Raw genomic sequence first — 25,885 nt, 5'->3', positions numbered from 1 at the left:
GCTTCGTAGATAAAGAGCCGCGTCGCTGAGCGCGGCCCCAAGCGAGAACGAAAATGTCCGAAGACAACATCCTCACCGCCAGCGGCTGGGTTCGCGGCCGGCTGATTCACGAACACGGCAAGATCGTGTCGATCGAAGGCGTGCCCTGCGATCCGGCGGCTAACGATCTGCCCTATCTGCTGCCGGGCTTCATCGACCTGCATGTGCATGGCGGCGGCGGCAAAGACATCATGGAAGGCGCCGACGCCTTCGAAACCATCAGCAAAACCCACGTGCGCTTTGGCACCACCTCGCTGTTGGCCACGACCATGACCGCGCCGAGTGCGGAGATTTCCAGCGTCTTGAAAGAGGTAGGAGAATTCTGCGAACAGCGTCCGAAAGGCGCCGCGCGAGTGCTTGGCGTGCACCTTGAAGGCCCGTACATCAATCCGGGAAAACTCGGCGCTCAACCGAACTTCGCCCACACCGCGTTGATGGCCGAAGTCGAAGAGTATCTGGCGCTGGCGCCGATCCGCGTCATCACCATCGCCCCGGAAATCGCCGGCCACGATGCATTGATTCGCGAGCTGAGCCGCCGTGGCATCCGCATGCAGATCGGCCACACCCTCGGCAGCTACGAGGAAGGCGTCGCCGCATTGGCTGCCGGTGCCAGCAGTTTCACCCACCTCTACAACGCCATGAGCCCGCTGCATCACCGCGAGCCGGGAATCGTCGGCGCGGCACTGGCGCACGCCAAATACGCCGAGCTGATTCCCGATCTGCTGCACGTGCACCCCGGCGCCATCCGCGTGGCCCTGCGTTCGATCCCGTGCCTGTATTGCGTCACCGATTCGACCGCCGCCGCCGGCATGCCCGACGGTGAATACAAGCTTGGCAGCCACACCGTGACCAAATGCCTGGGCGGCGTGCGTCTGCCCGACGGCACGCTGGCCGGCAGCACCCTGACCATGGATCAGGCCCTGCGCAATCTGGTGAAGATCGGTTTGCCGATCGCCGAAGCCTCGCAGCGTCTGTCGCAATTTCCCGCCGACTATCTCGGCATCACCGAACGCGGGCGCCTTGCCCCCGGCGCCTGGGCCGACTGCGTGCGGCTCGATCGCTCACTCACACTGACCGCCGTCATGGTCGAAGGAGAAGACATTGACTTCAAAAATGCTTGAAGAGGCGCTGTCCTCGTTCGAGGCCGTGCAAGCCCAACTGCAACAGCTCGACGCGCCGATGATCGAGATCGCCGGGCGCCTGCGCCGCCAGCCGCCGCAAGTGGCGATGACCGTCGCCCGTGGCAGCTCCGACCACGCGGCGAGCTACTTCGCCTACCTGACCATGCAGCAACTGGGCGTGCCGGTGGCCTCGTTGCCGATGTCGGTGGTGACCATGCAGCAGGCGCCGCTGAAAGTCAGCGGTCAGGTCGCGTTCGCGTTTTCGCAGTCGGGGCAGAGCCCGGATCTGGTCAACAGCCTGCGCCTGTTGCGCAAGCGTGGCGCGCTGAGCGTGTCGATGGTTAACGCTGCCGATTCGCCACTGGAAGCGGCCTGTGAATTCAGCCTGCCGCTGCTCGCCGGCACGGAAAGCAGCGTCGCCGCGACCAAGAGTTTTATCGCCACCCTCAGCGCCAGCGCGCGTTTGATCGCGCACTGGAAAGAGGACAGCGAATTGCTGCAAGCCCACGATGCGCTGCCAGAAGGCCTGCGCGAAGCGGCTAAACAGGACTGGAGCGTGGCCATCGAAGCCCTGCGCGATTGCGAGCGCCTGATGGTGATCGGCCGTGGCGCCGGTTTCGCGATTGCTCAGGAAGCGGCGCTGAAGTTCAAGGAAACCTCGGCGATTCAGGCCGAAGCGTTCAGCAGTGCCGAAGTCCGTCACGGCCCGATGGCACTGATCGACGAACACTATCCGCTGCTGGTTTTCGCCCCGCGCGGCGCCGAGCAGGCCGGCCTGCTGAGCCTCGCGGCAGAGATGCGTCAACGCGGCGCCCGGGTCTTGCTCGCCGCGCCAGATGACGTGAACGAGCGCGACCTGACCTTGACACGCGCCGAACACCCGGCCCTCGACCCGATTCTGGCGATCCAGAGTTTCTACGTGATGGCCGCAGGCCTGGCCGTGGCGCGGGGCATGGACCCGGATCAGCCGCGCCATTTGAGCAAAGTGACCCGCACGCACTGATAGCCGTTGACGGATGTACTCCCTGTAGGAGCTGCCGAAGGCTGCGATCTTTTGTTTTTTTCACGTAGCGAAAAAACAAGATCAAAAGATCGCAGCCTTCGGCAGCTCCTACAGGGGACATCGAACCGAGATTCAACTGATGAGACCCAGCCATGCCCGACAACAATAAAGAGCTGACCCTCAGCGCCCCGCTCAGCGGCCCGGTGCTGACGCTCGCCAACGTCCCGGACGCGGTGTTCGCCAGTGGCGCGATGGGCGACGGCATCGCCATCGACCCGCTCAACGACACGCTGTATTCGCCCTGCGCCGGCGTGGTCATCCACGTCGCGCGCAGCAGCCATGCGGTGACCGTGCGCGCCGACAACGGCGCGGAAATCCTCCTGCATCTGGGTCTCGACACCGTTGAATTGAACGGTGAAGGTTTCGCCATGCTGGTCAAGGAAAGCGATCGCGTCAGCCTCGGTCAGCCGCTGCTGCGCTATGACCTGGACAAGGTCGGCCAGCACTGCAAAAGCCTGGTCAGCCTGTTGATCCTGACCAACAGCGCGGATTTTCAGGTGCGGCCGATCACCCTCAAAACAGTGAAAGTCGGCGAGCCGCTGCTGCACATCATCGCGCGCAATGTGGTGGCGGCGAATACCGATACAAGCGGCGGGCCTGAGGTTCGTGGCCAAGTGCGGGTCGCTCATCGCGGCGGCTTGCATGCGCGCCCCGCTGCGCTGATCCGTCAGACCGCCCAGGGTTTCAGCAGCCATTCACAGCTGCACTTCAACGGTAAATCGGCGCCGTGCAACAGCCTGATCGGTTTGATGGGGCTGGCGATTGGTGAGCAGGATGAGGTGCAGGTCAGTTGTCAGGGACCGGACGCCGATGCCGCATTGCAAGCTCTGCTCAGCGCATTGGCCACGGCGCTGCCGGACGATCATCACGCGCAAGCGCCGACCACCACAGCCGCGCTGAAACGCCCGGCCGAGGCTGGCGTGTTGCACGGTGTCTGCGCGGCGCCGGGGCTGGTCGCCGGGCCGCTGTTTCGCTTGAACGCGATCACCTTGCCGGCGGATGCGGGCAACCACGATCCGGTGCAACAGCAGCCGATTCTTGAAGCGGCATTGAACGCGGTGCGCAGCGAAATCGCTGCCACCCTCGCCCAAGCGAAAAAGCACAGGAACGCCGACGAAGAAGCGATCTTCGCCGCACACATGGCGCTGCTTGAAGACCCGGCCCTGCTCGACGCCGCGCAGCAATTCATCGCGCAAGGCACCGCAGCGACGCACGCCTGGAGTCAGTCGATCGACACGCAGTGCGACATGCTCCAAGGCACCGGCAGTCCGCTGCTGGCCGAACGTGCCAACGATTTGCGCGACCTCAAGCAACGCGTGCTGCGCGCCCTGCTTGGCGAGGCCTGGCAATATCAGGTTCCGGCCGGCGCCATCGTTGCCGCCCATGAACTGACGCCGTCGGATCTGCTGCAACTCAGCGCGCAAGGTGTCGCCGGGTTGTGCATGGCCGAGGGCGGCGCGACCTCGCACGTAGCGATTCTGGCGCGCGGCAAAGGCTTGCCGTGCATCGTCGCTTTGGGCGCGCAATTGCTTGAGCAGCCGCAAGATCAAGCCGTGGTGCTCGACGCTGACGACGGGCGCCTCGAATTGACGCCAAACGCCGAGCGCCTGAGCGAAGTGCAACAGGCACAAATCGAGCGCCGGCAGCGTCGCGACAGCCAACAGGCCAAAGCCCATTTGCCCGCTGAAACGTGCAATGGCGTGCACATCGAAGTGGTCGCCAACGTCGCCTCAAGCAACGAAGCGGCAGACGCATTTGCCAACGGTGCTGATGGTGTAGGCCTGTTGCGCACCGAGTTTCTCTTCGTCGATCGCCAGACGGCACCGGACGTCGAAGAACAGCGTAGCGCCTATCAAGCGGTCATCGATGCCATGGGCGACAAGTCGGTGATCATCCGCACCATCGACGTCGGTGGCGACAAGCAACTCGACTACCTGCCACTGCCCGCCGAGGCCAACCCGGTGCTCGGTCTGCGCGGCATTCGTCTGGCGCAGGCGCGCCCGGAAATTCTCGATCAGCAACTGCGCGCGCTGTTGCAGGTCAAGCCGTTGTCGCGTTGCCGGATTCTGTTGCCGATGGTCACCGAGGTCGATGAACTGCTGCACATCCGCCAGCGCGTTGATGCCTTGTGTCTTGAGCTGGGGATTACCGAGCGCCCGGAAATCGGCGTGATGATCGAAGTCCCCGCCGCCGCGCTGCAAGCCGAGCAACTGGCCGAACACGCCGACTTTCTCTCGATCGGCACCAACGATCTGTCGCAATACACCCTGGCCATGGACCGCGACCACGCCGGGCTGGCGGCGCGGGTCGATGCCCTGCACCCGGCGTTGCTGCGCCTGATCGCCATGACCTGCGAGGGTGCGGCGGTACACAAGCGCTGGGTTGGTGTCTGCGGCGCCCTCGCCTCCGACCCGTTGGCGACGCCGGTGCTGATCGGCCTGGGCGTCACCGAACTATCGGTGAGCCCGGTGCAGATCGGTGAAATCAAGGACCGCGTGCGTCAACTGCATGAAGCCGAATGTCAGCGCCTGAGCCGCGACTTGCTCAAGCTGTCCAGCGCCGCCGCCGTTCGCCACGCCTGTCATCAACATTGGCCTCTGCGCTAACAAAAACAAAAAGGACAAACGCCATGTACCAACTCTTCATCGAAGGCCTGCAACGCCTGGGCCGCGCGCTGATGCTGCCGATCGCGATCCTGCCGATTGCCGGCCTGCTGCTGCGCCTGGGCGATACGGACCTGTTGAACATCGCGATCATTCACGATGCCGGGCAAGTGATCTTCGCCAACCTGGCGATGATCTTTGCCATCGGCATCGCCGTCGGTTTCGCCAAAGACAACAACGGCACCGCCGGCCTGGCCGGAGTGATCGGTTATCTGGTGATGATCTCCACGCTCAAGGTGCTCGATGCGAGCATCAACATGGGCATGCTCGCCGGGATCGTCAGCGGCCTGATGGCCGGTGCGCTGTACAACCGTTTCAAGGACATCAAGCTGCCGGAGTACCTGGCGTTCTTCGGTGGCCGGCGTTTCGTGCCGATTGTCACCGGTTTTGCAGCGGTGGGGCTGGGCGTGCTGTTCGGCTATATCTGGCCGCCGATCCAGCAGGGCATCAACGCGTTCGGCGCGCTGATGATGGAAAGCGGCAGCATCGGCGCCTTCGTCTTCGGCGTGTTCAACCGCCTGCTGATCGTCACTGGCCTGCACCACATCCTTAACAACATGGCGTGGTTCGTCTTCGGCAACTTCACCGACCCGACCACTGGGGCATTGGTGACCGGCGATCTGTCGCGTTATTTCGCCGGCGATCCGAAGGGTGGGCAGTTCATGACCGGCATGTTCCCGATGATGATCTTCGGCCTGCCCGCCGCGTGCCTGGCGATGTATCGCAACGCGTTGCCGGAGCGGCGCAAGGTGATGGGCGGGATTTTCCTGTCGATGGCGCTGACCTCGTTTCTCACCGGCGTGACCGAGCCGATCGAATTCGCCTTCATGTTTCTCGCGCCGTTGCTGTTCCTCCTGCATGCGCTGCTGACCGGGCTGTCGATGGCGATCACCAACGCCCTGAACATTCATCTGGGCTTCACCTTTTCCGGTGGTTTCATCGACATGATTCTCGGCTGGGGCAAGTCGACCAATGGCTGGCTGGTGGTGCCGGTCGGGCTGGCTTATGCGGTCATCTATTACCTGGTTTTCGACTTCTGTATTCGCCGCTTCAACCTGAAGACGCCGGGGCGCGAAGACGTCGCCAGCGCCGAAAAAGCCGTGCTCTCGGAAACCGAACGCGCCAGTGCGTATATCAAAGCCTTGGGCGGCGCCGAGAATCTGCTCACCGTCGGCGCCTGCACGACCCGACTGCGCCTTGAGATGGTCGATCGCAACAAGGCCTCGGATGCCGAGCTGAAAGCGCTGGGCGCGATGGCGGTGGTGCGCCCGGGCAAGGGCGGCAGTTTGCAGGTCGTGGTCGGGCCGTTGGCTGACAGCATTGCCGATGAGATTCGCTTGGCCATGCCTGCCCTGGGCCGTACAACTTTGGCAGAAACCGTAGTAGTTGCCGATGAGCCGACGACTGTTGCGCTTACCCGCAACGAGGCGCAGCAATGGCTGAATGCACTGGGCGGTCGCGACAATGTGCTGCAACTCGACTGCATCGCCATGACCCGTATTCGCCTGCAACTGGCCGATGCCAAGGCGCCGTCCGAGGCGCAGCTCAAAGCGCTCGGCTGCCTGGGTGTCAGCCGGTTGGACGGTGGCGTCTGGCATTTGCTGGTGGGGGACAAGGCCGCGAGTTTGAGTGGCGCGATCGAGGCGTTGCTGAGTCGCGGGGAGATCCGCGCGCAGGTTTGATCTGCGCGGGTGGCGGGAGGGCTGGAGCGGGCGCCGAAAATACGGCACGCGCACGATACATGAATACCACCCTCCTCCACGCCCTGCTCGCCATGCTGGCCCTTCATCCCCAGCATGGAAATCGTGCCCATGAGCACCCCCAACGCACCCACACCCGATGAGCTCAAAAACGATCTCAACCAGATCGGTCGTCTTCTCTTCAACACCGAAACCCCGCTGTTGCCCGAGCACGAACCGAGCACCGAGCAGGCTCATCTCAAACGCCTCGAAGAGCAACTGAAAACCTATCGCGACGGCTACCTGCAACGCAGCCGCGCGCTCTATCAGGCGCTGGCAACCACCGACCTGCAGAGCGAGGCAGGCAAGCAACTGATCGCCACGCTGAAGGTGCGCCTCAACACGCAACTGATCAACATGGATCTGCGTGACGAGATCAACGGCAAAGCGGCAAAAACCTTCCTCAAATACGACGCCGGCTTCACTGCGCTTGAGTACGAAGCGCAACAGGCCGTCACCGATCGCCTGCTGCACCCACAGGCCGGCGAGCTGATACAGAAACTGGCACTCGGCCCGCTGTTGCGTCCGGCCATGTATGCGTTGCAGTTCACTTATCAGCAAACCACTGTCGAGCTGGCCGGGGCTTTTCTTGTGACGCAAAAAGACACCCCGAAAGTCAGCGATCTGTTGACCGACCAGAGCGCGGGCTTCGTCGTGTTGTTCACACCGGCCAGGGGCCTGGAGCTGTTCAGTTCCCTGGCTGATCTCGATGCCCATCTGCTCAAGACCATGCAGCACAGCATCAGCCGTGGCGAATTGATGCAGCTGCTGCCCAGCCGCTACCACGATGTCGGTACAGCGGGAATCTGGCCATTGCAGCTGGCGCCCATCGACAGCAAACCGCTGTTCGAACACATCTACGATGCCTTGATCGAAAAGCGCACTCAGGATATCGAACATGCATTGAGTTTCGCCGCCAATCCGCAGCAGGATGCCGCTGTACTGATCGCCGAGCTGGAGCGCGCCATCGGCGCTGCGCTGCCGTATCTCACCCCGCGCCTGGCACTTCAGGCTCAAACCCTGTTCGAGCGGCATTTGCGCAACAGCGCCCCGGACTGGTACCGCAGCGCCGACGCCGCCAAGCGGGCCGAGCTGGCGTTGCACCTGGGCAACTACAATCAGGCCCGGCAAAACCTGCTTGACCTGATGGGTCCGGCGGTCAGCCTGATGGCCGTGGCCCGCCACCAATGGCTGGAACGGCTGAGTGATGATCTGCAAATCGACGACCTGGAACCGGACAAGCTGCAGATCATTACGGATCGGCAGGTCCCCGGATTCGGCGCTTATGTGCACAAGAGCAATTTGCTCGAGCTGACCTTGCGCGGCCCGCACACCAGCGATGAGTTACCAGGCTCGGCGTTTCTCAGCCACACCCGGCTGACTTACAACGACCTGCCGTTATCCGACGAGTACGCGGACGTAACGCCCGCCTGGGTGATCAAGCAGGCACTGGAGCTGGAACCGCGCGTCGACTTCGCACGCTTGCAAACGCAGATGCAGGCGAGATCCGCGATCAAACCTGCGATCGAGCAGATGCTCGATCAGCGCATCGTCGCGCTCGCCCATGCCGCAGCGCTGCAAGGGCACCTGCTCGACGGCGATCTGCAAATGCTCCAGCGCCTGCGTAACGGCAGCGATCCACAGCTGCGCGCCGCCACCCTGTCTTTGCACGGCGCCCAGCTGCAGGATCTGTGGGTGCTGCGTCAGACCGACGAATCCGGCGCGGTCCGCCGCCTGCTGCTCTGCACACCGCAGGCGCCCCGTGAACGCCAGTTCGAGGCGTTCGACAGCGAGCGCCAATTGCAGACCCATCTCTTGGGTTGGGCCAAGCAGAATGACGCCGCCGAAAGCATGGCCGGCTATCTGATCAGCCGCGCGCCGATGCGCTTTCGTTCGACCCTGCGCAAGGTGTTGTCGGGGCTGAGCCTGAAGCCGGAAGCAGCAGAGCACCAGAAAGTCACGTTCGACCACCTGGGCAACCATCTCGATTGCCTCAAAGCGATGGCTGAACACATGCTCGCCACACGCATCGACGACTACGATTTCAGCACCCCGGTGTGGTATCGCTCGACCACTGCGGCCAATCGCCGAAAACTGTCGACCCTGAGCGACGACGCCGAGGGGGCTTTGCGCGCGTTCAATCAGCATCCGCTGTCGGGCGGACGTTTTCAGGCGTTTGACGATTTCGTGCATGCGCAAGCGAAGATCAGCCTGAACCGCTTGCTCAAACGCCCTGCCAATGACGTCGATCCGGACACCGTCTGGGCCTATTCGCCAAAGTCGATCGTGCCCTCATGGACGCCGAAACCGCTGACCTATACCCGGCTGTATCGCGACGGCTATGCCGACGGCGTCGGTTTTCTCGACCAGAAATTCTCACGCTCGGCGCGCTTCAAAGGTCCGCAAGGCGTCGATATCAGTAGCCTGACCGCGCAGAACGTAGCCCGCTCGGTCACGGGTGTCTGGATCGGCAAACGCTATACCGACAAAGTCAAAAACGAGCTGCAGGACTCTAAAAGCGAAGGCTACGCGTTCCGACGCAACGCGACGCTGGCCATCACTCAGCGCCAGATGCAAAGCGCCGCGCTGGAATGCCAGCTGCAAGGACATATCGCCAGCAGCGACCTGCAATGGCTGCAGCAAAGCATCAGCAGCATGGATCAAACGTCGGGGCAGACCCGGACGAAATACCCGATCCACCGGTTGATGATCGACGGCGAATGGGTGATCGATGCCTGGTTGTTCAGCCATGGCGGCGATCCGGTCCTGCTGTATACGCCGGACGCACCGGACGGCGTGCGTTTTCGCGAAGCGCGCCTGTTCAATTACCTGCTGCTGCAGTCCGGCATGATCGAATACCTGACCCAGCGGGTGGGTGTCAGTGCCCAGACCCGGGTGCGCACGTACCTGGAAAACATCCGCAAGAAACTGCCCAAAGACCTCAACAGAACCAGCCCCAGCCCCGCCCGTTATGACTCGATGCGCCCGGCCGACGCCGTCAGCGACCTGCGTACCGCGCTCTACGACATGAAGTTGCAACGGCGGATCGACAACGTCCATGCCACGACCACCAGTCGCGCCGAAATGATCGCCGGCCTGATCTGGACGAGCGTCGAATGGGTCGCTGCCATCGCCACCGCGCCGTTCCCGCTGTTGAGCCTGAGCACCGGCCTGTTGCTGGCCTTCAAGGACGCGATGCTCGCCCTGCATGCCTATCGTCAGGGAAATAACAATGAAGCGTTCCGGCACTTGCTCGGTTATCTGTTCAACAGTGCTGGCGCGGTGCTGACGGATCTGCGTCCGGCGCTGCGTTCACTCAAGCCCGTCCGGCGCCCGTTGCGTCGGGCTGTCACCACCGTTGGCGACGAGCAAGAGGATCTTCTGCCGTTGATCGATCAAATGGCGACCGAACCGGTCCGGGACGATATGCATGCCGTCGTTTTCAGAGGGCAGTCGTATTACGCCAGCACGACCCCGGACGCACTCGGCCGTTATTTGCTCTACCGCCCGGATCCGAATGGCTCCGGACTGCTTTCGACCGGCATTCTGACCGTGCGCAACTCCGACGGAGTGATGGTGCGCAGCGGCCTGTCCGGCGGTGCACCAAAATACGAAGCCGTGCCCGATACACCCGGCCCGCATAAGGACTATGGAGTCGCGATCAAGTACCGGGATCTCGTTGAAGAGTTGCTGGACCCGCAATCGCGACGACGAATGCTCCAGGAGGGCGAGCATTACATGGGCTTCTCACCCCAGGTCATCCTGGTCAACGTGGTCGACAAAATGGCCAGCATGCGCCAAGCCTATCTGCAACAGGTGGAAAAACTCACCACGGACGCCACGCGCCATTTTGCCCAACTCGCACCGCTGCCCGCTCGCGCCGAAGTGCCGGCGGTTGCCGCCAACACCTCATTCGCACAGTTGATTGCCAGCGATGCATTCGCCGCAAAGAATCTGGTCATCGGTGCACAGCCGGGCTCTATCGCCAGCAAACAGGCACTGATCGAAAATCTCGACGTGCTTTTGGAGAACGGCTACAAGCACCTCTTCCTCGAATACCTGCCGGGAGACGTATTTCATCTCAAACTGGAAAAATTCAACAAGGGCGAATCCTGGCGCCATATCAAGAAACATCTGAAAGCGCTCGATAAAGCCATGGGCCATGAGCCAGACGCGCCTTTCTCTTACCTGGCGCTGGTGCGCAAGGCACGGGAAAAAGGCATGAGCATTCATGCGCTGGACGGCTCGACCAGTTATCAACTCGAAGGGATCATGGTGATGTCCAGGCTCTCGCCTTTGACCCCGCGAAACAACCGCATCAGAAACTTTTATTCGCACAAGGCGCTTGCCACCGATATGGCCGAGATCGGCGAAGAGCGCTGGATTGCCCTGACCGAGCAGTCGCGCATGACCACGTTCGACAGCACCCCGGGCCTGGCCGACCTCCACGAGGCCGTTGCCGTGCGTATTGAAGACATCGACTTGTACCAACCCGCACGCATAAGCAGGGACGCGCCCGGTGCCATCGCGGGAGACGCGACAGCGCAAGGTGATTACCTCCTACAGATGCCGAGTGCCTACAAGGCACCTCTACCTGTCTCCAAGCCGCCCGCCGCAGCTAGCGCCGTTGAACATTTCAGCGAGTTCGATATTGCTTCGCCACTGCGCGACGATATTGCTGAAATGTTGCATAAGCCCTACTCCATGGATTCCCATTACACCCCGACAGTAGCCAGTGAAAGAACGGCCTACGAGGCTTTCCTTGCCCAACGCAAACGTCTGGAAAAAACCGCCAGGGACGCTTTTACCGACTACGTCCCACCCGATGCGCCGATCCTGCCGGTGCTCGCCTCCGACTGCACATTCGAAGCTTTTTTACGGCAATTGACCGACGGACGTCTGAATCTGCTGATCGGCGAAGCCCACGTCGATGTAGCGAGCAAAGCGCTGCTGAAAAAGCACATGAAAGCCCTTAAGCAAGCCGGTTATGACACGTTGTACGTCGAGCACCTGCTCACCGACCTGCACCAGGCCGATCTCGACACTTTTCTGCGTACCCAGCGCATGCCCGACAGGCTCAAGGCTTATCTGCATCGTCAGGATCAAGGGCAGATGCCGAATTACACAGGGAACGATACGTACACGGCGGTCTGTCAGGCGGCGGCCAAATACAACATTCGCATCAGAGCCCTAGATTGCACGGCGTCCTATCACCTCAAGGGCGTGTATGACGAACACGTCTCGCGAAACGAGATGTTCAGCTATTTTGCAACCCAAGTGATCGAGGCTGATCAATTGGCCAACGGGCCGCATAAATGGGTGGCCTTCATCGGCAGTGCGCATACCAATTACAACCTCGGTGTGCCAGGTCTGGCCGATACACTGTCCGCCGTCAGCCTGCACGTGCGCGACACTGCCCCTGAACTGGCCCGGGATATTCACCGTGGGTCGTGGGAATTTGTCAGCGGCAAGCACGAGGCCAACGTCAGGGCTTTGAGCAGCGATTTTGTGATGGAGGTGGCCGTCCCCGGAACGAAAAAGCCTGCTGCGACGCCTTCTGTCAGTCGCAGCAAACTGACCGAACCCGGAAACTTCCTTATAGAAAATGCAGACACCCGCAACGCCAGCGTGGTGCATAAATCCAGGTCCGGCGAGATCGTTGAGACGCCGATTCAGATCAATGACAAGGGTCTGTTCTTCGTTGATCGCTGGGAGAAAAAAGATCAGACCTTCACCTACCTGCGCACGTTGATCGACATGCTCGTCACAGACGTGAAGCTGACACAGGTGACGTGACGCCCGGGCGATTGCACGTTGTGGAAAACCACTGGGCTTGACGGCCCAGTGGTTTTTTCATGCCTGAGGATCCACCCGATCCAGCGCACGGTTCACCGCCAGCTCAGCGAGCATGATGATCTGCTGAATCGCCAGCGCCGTATTGCGCTGCGGTCGCCCCAACTGATCGGCGAAATCACTGGCCAGGGTGTTGGCTGAAGCCAGGGATTCACAGGCATGGGCGAGCAGGGTTTCGGTGTCGATTTCCGGCTGGATGAGGAACATGGTGCTGGGCGGGTGCGCCTTGCCAGGTTGCGGGCACAGGTAAAAATCCAGAGCCCGCTTGATCGCTTCGCGGTTTTTCGCGAGGTCGTCGGCGCGGATGGTTTGTTCGAGGGGGGTGGGTTCGTATGGTGGATCGGGAACGATTTTATCCACAATGCTTCTCCTGCTGATGCTGATGGACAGCCATCGATCGCCGGATCTCACGCGGCGGATAGGTGGCAGCTATGTGCGAGGTGAGATCCACCGGAGCAGGCAACCGGCCAGACCGAAGTCTGCCCGCACACAGCCGCCATAAAGCAGGCAGCAGATTGAGCTGGCGCCAATTATCGTGGTGCTGGCGCCAGTTGCAAGCTATCCGGGGATCTCACTCCCGATCGCTGATTCGCAGCGACGGGAAAAGACTAGAGATCGCACGTCCGACGGACAACCTGAAAACCTTGTGGGAAGGTTCTGCGAACTCAGACACTGCTTTAAACACACCCCAGATCGCCACCCTCACCCTAGCCCTCTCCCAGAGGGAGAGGGGACTGACCGAGTTGTTCAGGCGAGGTACGCCGACGTGAAAGTCCGAGTTGAACTCAGGATTTGCAAACCACACAAAATCGGCCCCCTCTCCCTCGGGAGAGGGCTGGGGTGAGGGGCAGCAACAACACAAATCAAAAGCCGGACACACACGCTTTTCACCACTCAATAGGCCGAGTGTCAGCTCGCCTGCTCTTGATCTTGATCCACCGGCGACTTCGGAAGGCTGAGTGGAGGGATTGATCCGGGCGTGGGAGCGCAGCGACCGTTCGACGAAGTCGAACACAGCGGAAGGAGGTGCAGCGAAGCAAACCGGAGCCGCTGCGCCCGGATCAGTCCCGAAACGAAGGAACCCGAGCCTGCGAGGGCCGAACGCAGGAGCAAGCCTTTTGGGTTACCTTTTTGGCGTTTGAAAAAGGTGACTCGCCGTAAGGGCGAAACCGCCAGCCGCCACACCCGAAGCAACGGATATTCACCCAAATCAAAACAAAACCAAGGCCAACAAAAAACCCGCAGACAATCACTCATCTGCGGGTCTCCCGTTCCAGCAGCAAAGAAGATCAGAAATCCTCCAGCCGCCACACCTCATAAGCCGGCGTCTCATACGGATGACTGAGTTTCAACGCCGCCACAACAGCCACAATCAACTCATCCGCAACGACAAGCTCAACCTTCCATTCCTCAACCCGCTCAACCTGCCCCGCCTGACCGACAAACGGCTGACTGCCGTCCAACGGTCGAAACTGACCAGAGCCAAGCACCTGCCACGCACAGTGGTCATAGTCACCGATCCGCCCACCACCGGCAGCGAACACAGCCCCTTTGACCACCTCGACATGACTGTCAGGAACAAAAAACGCCAGCTTGTACACAGGCCTTAGTTAACCCAGACGCGCGCATTACGGAACATGCGCATCCAAGGAGCATCCTCGGTCCAGTCTTCCGAACGCCACGAGTTCTGCACCGCGCGGAACACACGCTCCGGGTGCGGCATCATGATCGTCACGCGACCGTCACGGCTGGTCAGACCGGTGATCCCGCGCGGCGAGCCGTTCGGGTTGGCCGGGTAGGCTTCGGTGACCTTGCCGTGGTTGTCGACAAAACGCATCGCCACGCAACCGGACAGATCGGCTTCCAGCAGTGCTTCTTCGCTGGCGAACTCGGCATGACCTTCACCGTGGGCGATAGCGATCGGCATGCGCGAACCGGCCATGCCCTGCAGGAAGATCGAGTTCGATTCCTGGATCTGCACCATCGCCACCCGCGCTTCGAACTGCTCGGAGCGGTTGCGCACGAAGTGCGGCCAGAACTCGCTGCCCGGGATCAGCTCGTGCAGGTTGGACATCATCTGGCAACCGTTGCACACGCCCAGCGTGAAGCTGTCGTTACGCTCGAAGAAGCCCTGGAACGCATCGCGGGCGCGGCTGTTGAACAGCGCCGACTTGGCCCAGCCTTCACCGGCGCCGAGCACGTCGCCGTAGGAGAAACCGCCGCAGGCCACCAGGCCTTTGAACTCGTTGAGGTCGACACGACCGGCGAGGATGTCACTCATGTGCACGTCGATCGCGCTGAAACCGGCGCGGTCGAACGCGGCGGCCATTTCCACCTGACCGTTGACGCCCTGCTCACGCAGTACGGCAACCTGTGGGCGGATGCCTTTCTTGATGTAAGGCGCGGCGATGTCCTGATTGACGTCGTAGCTGAGCTTGACGCTCAGGCCCGGATTGTCTTCTTCCAGAAGCGCGTCGAATTCCTGCTCGGCGCAGTCGGCGTTGTCGCGCAGACGCTGGATCTGGTAGCTGGTTTCGGCCCACTGACGCTGCAGCAGACGACGCTGGCCTTCAAACACGGTGTCACCGTTGAAGGTGATGTTGATCTGGCCATTGTTGATCGGCTGACCGATCACCGACACGCAGTCGCCCAGACCGGCGGCGCTGAACTGCGCGAGGATGTCCGGGGTGGCGTCCTGGCGAACCTGGATCACTGCGCCGAGTTCTTCGTTGAACAGGATCGCGGCGATTTCCGAAGCGGATTCGGCAACGCTGTCCAGGTTCAGGCTCAGACCGCAGTGGCCGGCGAAGGCCATTTCCACCACGGAGGTCAGCAGACCACCGTCGGAACGGTCGTGGTAGGCCAGCAGGTGACCGTCGGCGTTGAGGCCCTGGATCACTGCGAAGAAGGCTTTCAGGTCTTCAGCGTCATCGACGTCCGGCGCATGCTTGCCGAGTTTGCCGTGGACCTGCGCGAGGATCGATGCACCCATGCGGTTCTGGCCGCGACCGAGGTCGATCAGGATCAGGTCGGTGGTGCCCTTGTCCATGCGCAGTTCCGGGGTCAGGGTCTGACGGATGTCAGCCACTGGCGCGAAACCGGTGACGATCAGCGACATCGGCGAGGTGACGGTCTTGTCTTCGCCATTGTCGTTCCAGCGCGTGGCCATGGACATCGAGTCCTTGCCCACCGGAATGGTGATGCCCAGCTCAGGGCACAGCTCCATGCCGACCGCTTTCACGGTGTCATACAAACGCGCGTCTTCGCCCGGGTGACCGGCCGCCGACATCCAGTTCGCCGACAGTTTGATGTCGGAGAGCTTGTTGATGCGCGAGGCGGCAATGTTGGTGATGGTTTCGCCGATGGCCATGCGGCCCGATGCCGGCGCGTCCAGCAGAGCCAGCGGAGTACGCTCGCCCATCGCCATGGCTTCACCGGTGTAGACGTCGAAACTGGTGGCGGTGACGGCAACGTCGGCCACCGGCACTTGCCATGGGCCAACCATCTGGTCACGGGCGACGAGGCCGGTGATGGTGCGGTCGCCGATGGTGATCAGGAAGCTTTTGCTGGCCACGGCCGGATGATGCAGAACGCGTTCGATGGACTCGCTGATGTCGAGGTTCGACGGATCGAAGTCATCGCCCAGCTCGGCTTCGCGAACCACCGAACGGTGCATGCGCGGCGCCTTGCCCAGCAACACTTCCAGCGGCATGTCCACCGGGTTGTTGCCGAAGTGGCTGTCGGTGACGGTCAATTGCGGTTCGGCAGTGGCTTCCCCGACCACGGCAAACGGGCAACGCTCGCGTTCGCAGATCGCCTGAAAGCGCTCGAAATCTTCCGGGCCGACCGCCAGCACGTAACGTTCCTGGGATTCGTTGGACCAGATTTCGTGCGGGGCCATACCCGGCTCGTCGTTTGGAATGTTGCGCAGTTCGAAACGGCCACCGCGATCGCCGTCGTTGACCAGTTCCGGGAAGGCGTTGGACAGACCGCCCGCGCCAACGTCGTGAATGAAGCTGATCGGGTTCTTGTCGCCCAACTGCCAGCAACGGTCGATGACTTCCTGGCAACGACGCTCCATTTCAGGGTTTTCACGCTGTACCGAAGCGAAATCCAGGTCTGCCGAGCTGGTGCCGGTGGCCATGGAGGAAGCCGCGCCGCCGCCCAGGCCGATCAGCATTGCCGGGCCGCCGAGCACGATCAGCTTGGAGCCGACCACGATCTCGCCTTTCTTGACGTGCTCTTCACGGATGTTGCCCATGCCGCCAGCCAGCATGATCGGCTTGTGGTAACCGCGCACTTCGTCGCCGTGCGGGGTGGTGATCGACTGCTCGAAGGTACGGAAGTAGCCGGTCAGGGCCGGACGGCCGAATTCGTTGTTGAACGCAGCGCCGCCGAGCGGGCCTTCGATCATGATGTCCAGCGCGGTGACGATGCGCTCAGGCTTGCCGTACGGCACTTCCCACGGCTGTTCGAAGCCTGGGATCTGCAGGTTGGAGACGGTAAAACCGGTGAGGCCGGCCTTGGGCTTGGCGCCACGACCGGTTGCACCTTCGTCACGGATCTCGCCACCGGAGCCGGTGGATGCGCCCGGGAAAGGGGCAATCGCGGTCGGGTGGTTATGGGTTTCAACCTTCATCAGGATGTGCACCGGCTCCTGCACCGCGCCGTACTGGCGGGTTTCAGGGTTCGGGAAGAAGCGGCCGGCAACGTTGCCGACAATCACCGAAGCGTTGTCCTTGTAAGCGGACAGCACGCCTTCGCTGTGCATCTGATAGGTGTTCTTGATCATGCCGAACAGGCTTTTTTCCTGGCTCTGGCCGTCAATGTCCCAACTGGCGTTGAAGATCTTGTGGCGGCAGTGCTCGGAGTTGGCCTGGGCGAACATCATCAGTTCGATGTCGTGCGGGTTGCGCTTCAGACCGTTGAAGGCGTTGACCAGATAGTCGATCTCGTCTTCGGCCAGGGCCAGGCCCAGCTCGGTGTTGGCCTTCTCCAGCGCGGCACGGCCGCCACCGAGGATGTCGATGGCGGTCAGCGGCTTCGGCTCGGCGTGGCTGAACAGACCGGCGGCCTGCTCGAGGTTGGCCAGCACGATCTGGGTCATGCGGTCATGCAGCGCGTCCGAAATCAGCTGGGCTTCGGCTTCGCTGAACTGCCCTGCAACATAGAAGGCGATACCGCGTTCCAGGCGCTGGATCTTGCTCAGGCCGCAGTTGCGGGCGATGTCGCTGGCCTTGCTCGACCACGGCGAGATGGTGCCGAAACGCGGCAACACCAGAAACAGACGGCCGGTCGGCTCTTGAACCGGAACACTTGGGCCGTACTTCAGAAGGCGCGCTAGCACCTGCTGTTCGTCGCCGGTCAGGACGCCGGTGACTTCGGCGAAGTGAGCGAATTCAGCATACAGGCCACTGACAGCTGGAACCTTCTGGCTCAGTTGCTCAAGGAGTTTGCTGTGGCGAAAGGCAGAAAGGGCAGGAGCGCCGCGCAGGATCAACATCTTCGGGACAGCCTCGGGAAGGGGTGTGCTTTGAGGCCGTGCATTCTAGCCTAAACCGACCTCAACATCACCCGAAACGCTACGCACGGTTGCACTCGGGTAGCAATCTGTGTTTCTGCCTTCGGGGTCAGGTAAATCGAGCGTTTCAGCATGGCTTATTTTTACTGTAACAAAATGCCCTGAAGGCCCGTATTCAAGGGATTTCGCTCGGATTTGTGATCGCTAGCAGACTAGTCCTACGCTGTCGAGATATGGCGCTCGTGGCCGTTTGCGTATACTGCGCAGATGTTTTTCCCAACGGCTTTGCGTCCGCGATACGCCAAATGGCTGATCGCAACCGGACTCTTCCTGATGCTCGGTGGCTGTGTTGATAAACCCAACACACTCGAGCGCGTAAAGGAGGATGGTGTGCTGCGCGTGGTTACCCGCAACAGCCCCGCCACCTACTTTCAGGATCGCAGCGGTGAAACCGGCTTCGAATACGAGCTGGTGAAGCGCTTCGCCGACGATTTGGGCGTCGAGCTGAAGATCGAGACGGCCGACAATCTCGATGACCTGTTCAACCAGATCGGCAAGCCGAACGGCCCGGTACTCGCGGCCGCCGGTCTGGTCAGCAGCGATGAACGCAAGAAGCAGGTGCGGTTCTCCCACTCCTACCTCGAAGTCACCCCGCAGATCATCTACCGCAACGGCCAGTCGCGCCCTACAGATCCGGCGGATCTGGTCGGCAAGAAGATCACCGTGCTCAAGGGCAGCACCCACGCCGAACAACTGGCCGCGCTGAAACAGAAATATCCCGGTATCGAATACGAAGAATCCGACGCCGTTGAAGTGGTCGATCTGCTGCGCATGGTCGATGAAGGCCAGATTGACCTGACCCTGGTCGACTCCAACGAAGTGGCGATGAATCAGGTGTACTTCACCAACATCCGCGTGGCCTTCGACCTCGGCGACGCGCGCAGCCAGAGCTGGGCGGTGGGCCCGGGCGAAGACAACAGCCTGCTCAATGAAATCAATGCGTATCTGGACAAGGTGCAAAAGAACGGCACCCTGCAACGCCTGAAAGACCGCTACTACGGCCATGTCGATGTGCTTGGCTACATGGGCGCCACCACCTTCGCCCAGCACTTGCAGCAGCGTCTGCCGAAATACGAACAGCACTTCAAGAACTACGCGAAGAAAGAGAAAGTCGACTGGCGCCTGCTGGCCGCCATCGGTTATCAGGAGTCCCTGTGGCAGCCGACGGTGACCTCGAAAACCGGCGTGCGCGGTCTGATGATGCTGACCCAGAACACCGCGCAGGCGATGGGCGTGTCGAACCGCCTCGATCCCAAGCAGAGCATTATGGGCGGTGCCAAGTACCTGGCTTATATGAAAGATCAGCTCGACGATTCGATCCAGGAACCGGATCGCACTTGGTTCGCCCTGGCGGCGTACAACGTCGGCAGCGGCCACCTGGATGACGCGCGCAAACTGGCGGCGAAGGAAAGTTTGAATCCGGACAAGTGGCTGGACGTGAAAAAGATCCTGCCGCGCCTCTCGCAGAAGCAGTGGTACAGCAAGACCCGCTACGGTTACGCCCGGGGTGGCGAACCGGTGCACTTCGTGGCGAACATCCGTCGCTACTACGACATCCTGACTTGGGTGACCCAGCCGCAGCTTGAGGGCGATCAGGTGGCCGAGGGCAACCTGCATGTGCCGGCGATCGACAAGTCGAAACCGGCGCAAGAGCCCGCCCCTCTTTAAAGCAAAAGATCGCAGCCTTCGGCAGCTGCTACAGGGTTATGTGTACACCTGTAGGAGCTGCCGAAGGCTGCGATCTTTTGATCTTAGCCCTTGAGAGCAGCAGCCAGAATCAGCGCTTTCATTTCCGATACGGCGGACTTGAAGCCCACGAACAACGCATGCGCCACCAGCGCGTGGCCGATGTTCAGTTCGTTGATGCCTTTGATCGCCGCCACGGCCTCGACGTTGTGGTAATGCAGGCCATGCCCGGCATTGACGATCAGGCCCTGCGCCAGACCGAATGCCACGCCATCAGCGACGCGTTTGAGCTCTTCAGCCACTTCGGTGGGAGTTTCGGCATCGGCGTAGCGCCCGGTGTGCAGCTCGATGGCCGGTGCACCGATGCGCTTGGAGGCGGCGATCTGGCGCTCGTCGGCGTCGATGAACAGCGACACTTCGCTGCCGATTTTCGACAAGCGCTCGACCGCAGCCCTGATGCGCTCCTCCTGCCCCGCTACATCCAGACCGCCTTCGGTGGTCAGCTCCTGACGGGTTTCCGGGACCAGGCAGATATGCGCCGGGCGAATGCGCTCGGCGAACGCCATCATTTCTTCGGTGACACCCATTTCGAAGTTCATGCGGGTTTGCAGCACATCCTTGAGCAGCAACACGTCGCGCTCCTGGATGTGACGGCGATCTTCGCGCAGGTGCACGGTGATGCCATCGGCGCCCGCCTCTTCTGCATCCAGCGCCGCTTTGACCGGATCCGGGTAGCGCGTGCCACGGGCCTGACGCAGGGTGGCGACGTGGTCGATGTTCACGCCGAGAAGAATGCGATTGCTGCTGGTCACGGATGCGCTCCTGAATTGAGAGATTCGGCGCACAGCATATCAGGGCTTGCGAAACAGCTCGCGACTGACAAGCGGGCGCCCGCCCAAATGCACCGCCAGCGCCTGGCGCATCAGACGCTTGGCCGCCGACAGCGCACCGGGCGCCGACCAGTCGGCTTCGGCCATGGCCAGCAGCTCGGCACCGTTGAACAGGCCTGGCTGCAGCAGATACACCCTTTCGAGCCCGGCATCGACTTGCAGGCGATAGAGACCGTCAGCAGCGACGGGCTCACCGTGGATGTCAGTGTTCATCGAGAAGCCGTAGCCGAGATCATCCAGCAATCGCCATTCGAAGGAGCGCAGCAACGGTTCCAGTGGTCGACCTTCGGCCAGCGCCAGCAAGGTCGCGGCGTAATGATCGAACACCGCCGGATGCGGATCTTCGGCAGGCAACAGCCGAATCAACAGCTCGTTGAGATAGAGGCCGCTGAACAGCGCCTCGCCGTTGAGCCACGCAGAGGTGCCAGAACTCTCCATGCGCCCGACATTCTTCAGCTCGCCCTTGCCACGAAACTCGACCTCCAGCGCCACGAACGGCCGCGCCAGCGTCCCGGCCTTGCCCCGCGCACTGCGCAACACCGCCCGCAGCCGACCTTGCGGCGTGAGGAAATCGACCAGTGCGCTGGTTTCGCGATAGGCGCGCGAATGCAGGACATAGGCGGGTTGGGCGGGAGGCGGGTTTTGCGACATTGAGTTCTCGATGAAGAAACGCGGTTTTACATACAACCCAAAACCACTGTGGGAGCGAGCCTGCTCGCGAAAGCGGAGTGACAGTCAACATCAATGCTGAATGTTACATCCTCTTCGCGAGCAGGCTCGCTCCCACAGTGAGTATCGGTGTTCTCGAGATCGCTACTTACAGATCGCCATAACCCAGCGAACGCAGCGCGCGCTCGTCATCGGACCAGCCGCCCTTCACCTTGACCCACAGGTTGAGCATGATCTTGGAGTCGAACAGCAGCTCCATGTCCTTGCGCGCCTCGGTGCCGATGCGCTTGATGCGCTCGCCCTTGTCGCCAATGATGATTTTCTTCTGGCCGTCACGCTCGACGAGAATCAACGCGTGGATGTGCAGGGTCTTGCCCTGCTGCTTGAATTCTTCGATTTCGACGGTGATCTGGTACGGCAGCTCGGCACCCATCTGGCGCATGATTTTCTCGCGCACCAGTTCGGCGGCAAGGAAACGGCTGCTGCGGTCAGTGATCTGGTCTTCCGGGAAGAAGTGATCATTCTCCGGCAAGTGATCGGCGATGACCTTTTCCAGCGCTTCGAGGTTGTGCCCGTGCTGCGCGGAAATCGGAATGATCTGCGCATTTGGCAGCTGTTCCTGCAACCAGCTCAGGTGCGGCATCAGCTCGGCTTTGTCTTCGATGCGATCGGTCTTGTTCAACGCGACGATCAGCGGGCCGGTCACATACTGCACACGCTCAAGCACCATCTGGTCTTCGTCGGTCCACTTGGTGCGGTCGACAACGAAGATCACCACGTCAACGTCTTTCAACGCCGCCGAAGCGGTTTTGTTCATGTAACGGTTCAGGGCCTTTTCGCCACCCTTGTGCATGCCCGGGGTGTCGACGTAGATCGCCTGCACGTCGCCCTCGGTCTTGATGCCGAGCATGTTGTGGCGAGTAGTCTGCGGCTTGCGCGAGGTGATCGCGAGCTTCTGCCCGAGGATGTGGTTGAGCAGCGTCGACTTGCCGACGTTGGGACGGCCGACGATGGCAACGTAGCCACAGCGAGTTGCGTTTGTATCAGTCATTGCCATTCTCCACGCCCAGGGCAATCAGTGCTGCGGCGGCCGCTACCTGTTCGGCAATACGACGGCTCACACCCTGACCTCGGCTTTTTTCATTCAATAAGACCACTTCGCACTCGACGAAGAAGGTACGGCAGTGCGGTTCGCCCTGAATATCCACCACTTCGTAGCGTGGCAGTTCGCAACCGCGCGATTGCAGGTGTTCCTGCAAGCGGGTTTTCGGATCCTTGTTGGTGTCGACCAGCGTCAGGCCTTCGAATTCGCCGGCCAGCCACGCCAGTACGCGCTCGCGGGCGACGTCCATGCCGGCATCGAGGTAGATCGCACCGATCAGAGCTTCGAGGGCATCGGCGAGAATCGATTCACGGCGGAAACCACCGCTCTTCAGTTCACCTGAACCCAGGCGCAGATAATCACCGAGGTCGAAACCGCGAGCCAGTACGGCCAGCGTCTCACCTTTTACCAGCCGTGCGCGCAAACGCGACAACTGACCTTCGCGGGCCAGCGGGAAGCGATCGAACAGCGCCTCGCCAGCGACGAAGTTGAGGATGGCATCACCGAGGAATTCCAGACGCTCGTTGTTGCGCCCGGCAAAACTGCGGTGCGTGAGGGCCAGCAGCATCAGCTCCTGATCCTTGAAGGTGTAACCGAGCTGGCGCTCGAGACGGCTTAGAGAAACGCTCACGGTTTACCCACGCTGAGTTCGTGGCTGGTTTCCACTGCCATCGCCGGGGTACGGCGCAGGCCTGGGACAATTAACGCTGTGTTCAAAAAATAGATCCTGGCGATTGCGAAGCCGATTGTGCCGGCTCCAGAAATGCATTCGGCGCTGTGGTCAACAGCGCCGTGTTTGATTACTTGATCAGGCCGACCCGCGAGAAATTCGGCAGGTGGCTGAGTTTCGGCTCTGGCCAGCTCATCCAGACCGCGAAGGCCTTGCCGACAATATTCTTGTCGGGAACCATGCCCAGCAGATCCTTGGGAATGTTCGGATCATCCCAGTAGCGGCTGTCATTCGAATTGTCGCGGTTGTCGCCCATCATGAAGTAGTGCCCGGCAGGCACTGTCCACGAACGGTCCGGAGTGGCGCGGTAGCGGCTCATTTCCTTGCGGATCAGGTGCTCGGCTGCGCCGAGTTTTTCCTGATAGAGCTCCGCGCTGCCCAGCGAACCTGCTTCGGCGCCGGCCATCTTCTCGGCGATCGACTCACCGTTGACGAACAGACGCTTGTCGGCGGTGTAACGCACCGTGTCACCCGGCAGGCCCACCACACGCTTGATGTAGTTGACGTTCGGGTCGCTCGGGTAGCGGAACACCATCACATCGCCGCGCTGCGGGTCACCGACTTCGATGATCTTCTTGTCGATCACCGGCAGACGGATGCCGTAGGAAAACTTGTTCACCAGAATGAAGTCGCCGACATCCAGGGTCGGTTTCATCGAGCCGGACGGAATCTGGAACGGCTCCACCAGGAACGAACGCAGCACCAGCACGATGAACAGCACCGGAAAGAACGACTTGCCGTATTCAACCAGCAGCGGCTCTTTGTTCAGCTTCTCGACCACCACAGGCTCGGGTTGGCTGACACTGCCTTGATAAGAGGCAATGGCAGCCCGCCGACGCGGTGCCAGGAACAGCAGATCAATCAACGCCAACAGGCCGCAGACGAACACGGCGATGACCAGCAACAGCGGGAAATTTAGCGACATAGGACCTGATTATTCCAACCTGAGCACGGCGAGGAAGGCTTCCTGTGGAATTTCCACGTTGCCGACCTGTTTCATGCGTTTCTTACCGGCCTTCTGCTTCTCGAGCAGCTTCTTCTTACGACTGACGTCACCGCCGTAGCATTTGGCCAATACGTTCTTTCTGAGCGCCTTGACGGTTGTCCGGGCCACGATCTGACCACCGATGGCGGCCTGAATCGCCACGTCGAACATCTGACGAGGAATCAGTTCTTTCATCTTCTCGGTCAACTGGCGACCTTTGAAGTGCGAATTGTCACGGTGCACGATCAATGCCAGGGCATCGACCTTGTCGCCGTTGATCAGCACGTCCAGTTTCACCAGATTAGCCGATTGGTAACGATCGAAATGGTAGTCCAGCGAAGCATAGCCGCGGCTGGTGGATTTGAGACGGTCGAAGAAGTCCAGGACCACTTCGTTCATCGGCAGGTCGTAGGTGACTTGCACCTGATTGCCGAGGAACAGCATGTCGACCTGAACGCCGCGTTTCTCGATGCACAGGGTGATGACGTTGCCCAAATGTTCCTGCGGCACGAGGATATTGGCGCGCACGATTGGCTCGCGCATGTCCTCGATCGCCGACACGTCCGGAAGCTTCGACGGGTTGTCGACGTAAATCGTTTCACCGGTTTTCAGCACCAGCTCGAAAATTACGGTCGGCGCGGTGGTGATCAGGTCCAGGTCGTATTCGCGCTCGAGGCGCTCCTGGATGATTTCCATGTGCAGCATGCCGAGGAAGCCGCAACGGAAGCCAAAGCCCAGGGCGTCGGAGCTTTCCGGGGTGTACTGCAGCGACGAGTCGTTCAGGGTCAGCTTCTGCAGCGCTTCGCGGAAATCCTCGAAGTCGTCGGAACTGACCGGGAACAGACCGGCGTAAACCTGTGGCTGAATGCGTTTGAAGCCCGGCAGCACCGGCACATCAGGGGTGGAGCTCAGGGTCAGGGTGTCACCAACCGGCGCACCGTGAATGTCCTTGATGCTGGCGATGATGAAGCCCACTTCGCCGGCCTTCAGATCAACGGTGGCGGTGTGTTTAGGGTTGAACACGCCGACGCTGTCGACCAGGTGCACCTTGCCGGTGGACTTGACCAGAATCTTGTCGCCCTTCTTCACGCGGCCGTGGCGCACGCGTACCAGGGAAACAACGCCCAGGTAGTTGTCGAACCAGGAGTCGATGATCAACGCTTGCAGCGGATCTTCGATGTTGCCGGTCGGCGCAGGAATGGTGTGCACCAGACGCTCGAGCACTTCGTCGACACCCAGGCCGGTCTTGGCGCTGCAGGTGACGGCATCGGTGGCGTCGATGCCGATGATCTTCTCGATCTCGTCCTTGACGCGATCCGGCTCGGCCTGTGGCAGGTCGATCTTGTTCAGGACCGGCATGACCTCCAGGCCCTGCTCGATGGCGGTGTAGCAGTTGGCCACGGACTGGGCTTCTACGCCCTGCCCCGCATCGACCACCAGCAAGGCGCCTTCGCACGCCGCCAGGGAACGGCTGACTTCATAGGTGAAGTCGACGTGGCCCGGGGTGTCAATGAAGTTCAGCTGATAGGTGATGCCGTCTTTGGCTTTGTAATAGAGGGTAACGCTGTGGGCCTTGATGGTGATCCCGCGTTCACGCTCAAGATCCATGGAATCCAGTACCTGGGCTTCCATTTCACGCTCGGCCAGGCCGCCGCACATCTGGATGAAACGGTCAGCCAGCGTCGACTTGCCATGGTCAATGTGGGCGATGATGGAGAAATTGCGGATATGACTCAAATCACTCACGGATCAACACTCAAAAAG

At 61.1% G+C, this 25,885-nt stretch carries 15 protein-coding genes; 6 read left to right on the top strand and 9 right to left on the bottom strand.

What is annotated here, in order from left to right; all coding sequences use genetic code 11:
* Positions 1-53: 53 nt before the first annotated feature.
* From nagA to ACZ9BE_RS02680, 5 genes are all read left to right on the top strand, one after another.
* Positions 54-1,160 carry an N-acetylglucosamine-6-phosphate deacetylase gene (nagA, locus tag ACZ9BE_RS02700; protein WP_460160412.1) on the top strand — a complete coding sequence of 369 codons (1,107 nt, stop codon included), beginning with the start codon at positions 54-56 and terminating at the stop codon, positions 1,158-1,160.
* Positions 1,141-2,163 (top strand): SIS domain-containing protein, encoded by a 1,023-nt coding sequence (locus ACZ9BE_RS02695; protein WP_095180442.1) that lies wholly within the window; start codon positions 1,141-1,143, stop codon positions 2,161-2,163. Before nagA ends, ACZ9BE_RS02695 begins: the two co-directional genes overlap by 20 nt.
* 152 nt (positions 2,164-2,315) lie before the next feature.
* Positions 2,316-4,829, top strand: coding sequence for a phosphoenolpyruvate--protein phosphotransferase (gene ptsP / locus ACZ9BE_RS02690; RefSeq protein WP_476248880.1), 2,514 nt, complete (start codon positions 2,316-2,318; stop codon positions 4,827-4,829).
* 23 nt (positions 4,830-4,852) lie between these two features.
* Entirely contained in the window at positions 4,853-6,568 is a 1,716-nt protein-coding gene (nagE, locus tag ACZ9BE_RS02685) for an N-acetylglucosamine-specific PTS transporter subunit IIBC (protein ID WP_457264275.1), read from the top strand.
* Between the two features lie 129 nt (positions 6,569-6,697).
* On the top strand, positions 6,698-12,421 hold the full coding sequence (locus tag ACZ9BE_RS02680) for a membrane-targeted effector domain-containing toxin (RefSeq protein WP_476248879.1): 5,724 nt from the start codon (positions 6,698-6,700) through the stop codon (positions 12,419-12,421).
* 57 nt (positions 12,422-12,478) lie between these two features.
* Here ACZ9BE_RS02680 and ACZ9BE_RS02675 read toward each other — a convergent pair whose 3' ends face one another.
* From ACZ9BE_RS02675 to purL, 3 genes are all read right to left on the bottom strand, one after another.
* On the bottom strand, positions 12,479-12,838 hold the full coding sequence (locus tag ACZ9BE_RS02675; protein WP_150636222.1) for a DUF6124 family protein: 360 nt from the start codon (positions 12,836-12,838) through the stop codon (positions 12,479-12,481).
* Positions 12,839-13,767: 929 nt separating this feature from the next.
* Positions 13,768-14,079 (bottom strand): YqfO family protein, encoded by a 312-nt coding sequence (locus tag ACZ9BE_RS02670; protein WP_041479517.1) that lies wholly within the window; start codon positions 14,077-14,079, stop codon positions 13,768-13,770.
* A 5-nt stretch (positions 14,080-14,084) separates the two neighbouring features.
* Positions 14,085-17,981, bottom strand: a complete 3,897-nt coding sequence (gene purL, locus ACZ9BE_RS02665; RefSeq protein WP_095180438.1) for a phosphoribosylformylglycinamidine synthase — start codon at positions 17,979-17,981, stop codon at positions 14,085-14,087.
* A gap of 285 nt (positions 17,982-18,266) precedes the next feature.
* On the opposite strand from purL, the gene mltF reads away from it, so the two are divergent.
* A complete protein-coding gene (mltF, locus tag ACZ9BE_RS02660; protein ID WP_476248878.1) occupies positions 18,267-19,727 on the top strand; it encodes a membrane-bound lytic murein transglycosylase MltF in 1,461 nt (486 codons plus the stop codon).
* Positions 19,728-19,810: 83 nt separating this feature from the next.
* Here the strand turns inward: mltF and pdxJ are convergent, their stop codons facing one another.
* The 6 genes from pdxJ to lepA all read right to left on the bottom strand — a co-directional run bounded on the left by pdxJ (position 19,811) and on the right by lepA (position 25,867).
* Complete coding sequence (gene pdxJ, locus ACZ9BE_RS02655) at positions 19,811-20,557, bottom strand: pyridoxine 5'-phosphate synthase (protein WP_095180437.1); 747 nt, start codon at positions 20,555-20,557, stop codon at positions 19,811-19,813.
* Positions 20,558-20,596: 39 nt separating this feature from the next.
* Complete coding sequence (gene recO, locus ACZ9BE_RS02650; RefSeq protein ID WP_150636220.1) at positions 20,597-21,286, bottom strand: DNA repair protein RecO; 690 nt, start codon at positions 21,284-21,286, stop codon at positions 20,597-20,599.
* A gap of 166 nt (positions 21,287-21,452) precedes the next feature.
* Complete coding sequence (gene era / locus ACZ9BE_RS02645) at positions 21,453-22,355, bottom strand: GTPase Era (protein WP_016771562.1); 903 nt, start codon at positions 22,353-22,355, stop codon at positions 21,453-21,455.
* Complete coding sequence (rnc, locus tag ACZ9BE_RS02640) at positions 22,348-23,037, bottom strand: ribonuclease III (protein WP_024011703.1); 690 nt, start codon at positions 23,035-23,037, stop codon at positions 22,348-22,350. Before rnc ends, era begins: the two co-directional genes overlap by 8 nt.
* A 169-nt stretch (positions 23,038-23,206) precedes the next feature.
* Positions 23,207-24,061: a signal peptidase I gene (lepB, locus tag ACZ9BE_RS02635; RefSeq protein WP_056783094.1), complete on the bottom strand. Its 855-nt coding sequence runs from the start codon at positions 24,059-24,061 to the stop codon at positions 23,207-23,209.
* A 9-nt stretch (positions 24,062-24,070) separates the two neighbouring features.
* Positions 24,071-25,867 carry a translation elongation factor 4 gene (gene lepA / locus ACZ9BE_RS02630; RefSeq protein WP_016771564.1) on the bottom strand — a complete coding sequence of 599 codons (1,797 nt, stop codon included), beginning with the start codon at positions 25,865-25,867 and terminating at the stop codon, positions 24,071-24,073.
* Positions 25,868-25,885 lie beyond the last annotated feature (18 nt).

The sequence above is a fragment of the Pseudomonas sp. TE9122 genome (assembly GCF_056278925.1).
This window is presented reverse-complemented; position numbering and strand designations above follow the sequence as displayed.

What these genes read in the sequence shown, in the direction of transcription:
- nagA (WP_460160412.1), top strand. Translation starts at nt 54, where the DNA reads ATGTCCGAAGACAACATCCTCACCGCCAGCGGCTGGGTTCGCGGCCGG.
- ptsP (WP_476248880.1), top strand. Translation starts at nt 2,316, where the DNA reads ATGCCCGACAACAATAAAGAGCTGACCCTCAGCGCCCCGCTCAGCGGC.
- nagE (WP_457264275.1), top strand. Translation starts at nt 4,853, where the DNA reads ATGTACCAACTCTTCATCGAAGGCCTGCAACGCCTGGGCCGCGCGCTG.
- ACZ9BE_RS02680 (WP_476248879.1), top strand. Translation starts at nt 6,698, where the DNA reads ATGAGCACCCCCAACGCACCCACACCCGATGAGCTCAAAAACGATCTC.
- purL (WP_095180438.1), bottom strand. Translation starts at nt 17,981, where the DNA reads ATGTTGATCCTGCGCGGCGCTCCTGCCCTTTCTGCCTTTCGCCACAGC.
- mltF (WP_476248878.1), top strand. Translation starts at nt 18,267, where the DNA reads ATGTTTTTCCCAACGGCTTTGCGTCCGCGATACGCCAAATGGCTGATC.
- recO (WP_150636220.1), bottom strand. Translation starts at nt 21,286, where the DNA reads ATGTCGCAAAACCCGCCTCCCGCCCAACCCGCCTATGTCCTGCATTCG.
- era (WP_016771562.1), bottom strand. Translation starts at nt 22,355, where the DNA reads ATGACTGATACAAACGCAACTCGCTGTGGCTACGTTGCCATCGTCGGC.
- lepB (WP_056783094.1), bottom strand. Translation starts at nt 24,061, where the DNA reads ATGTCGCTAAATTTCCCGCTGTTGCTGGTCATCGCCGTGTTCGTCTGC.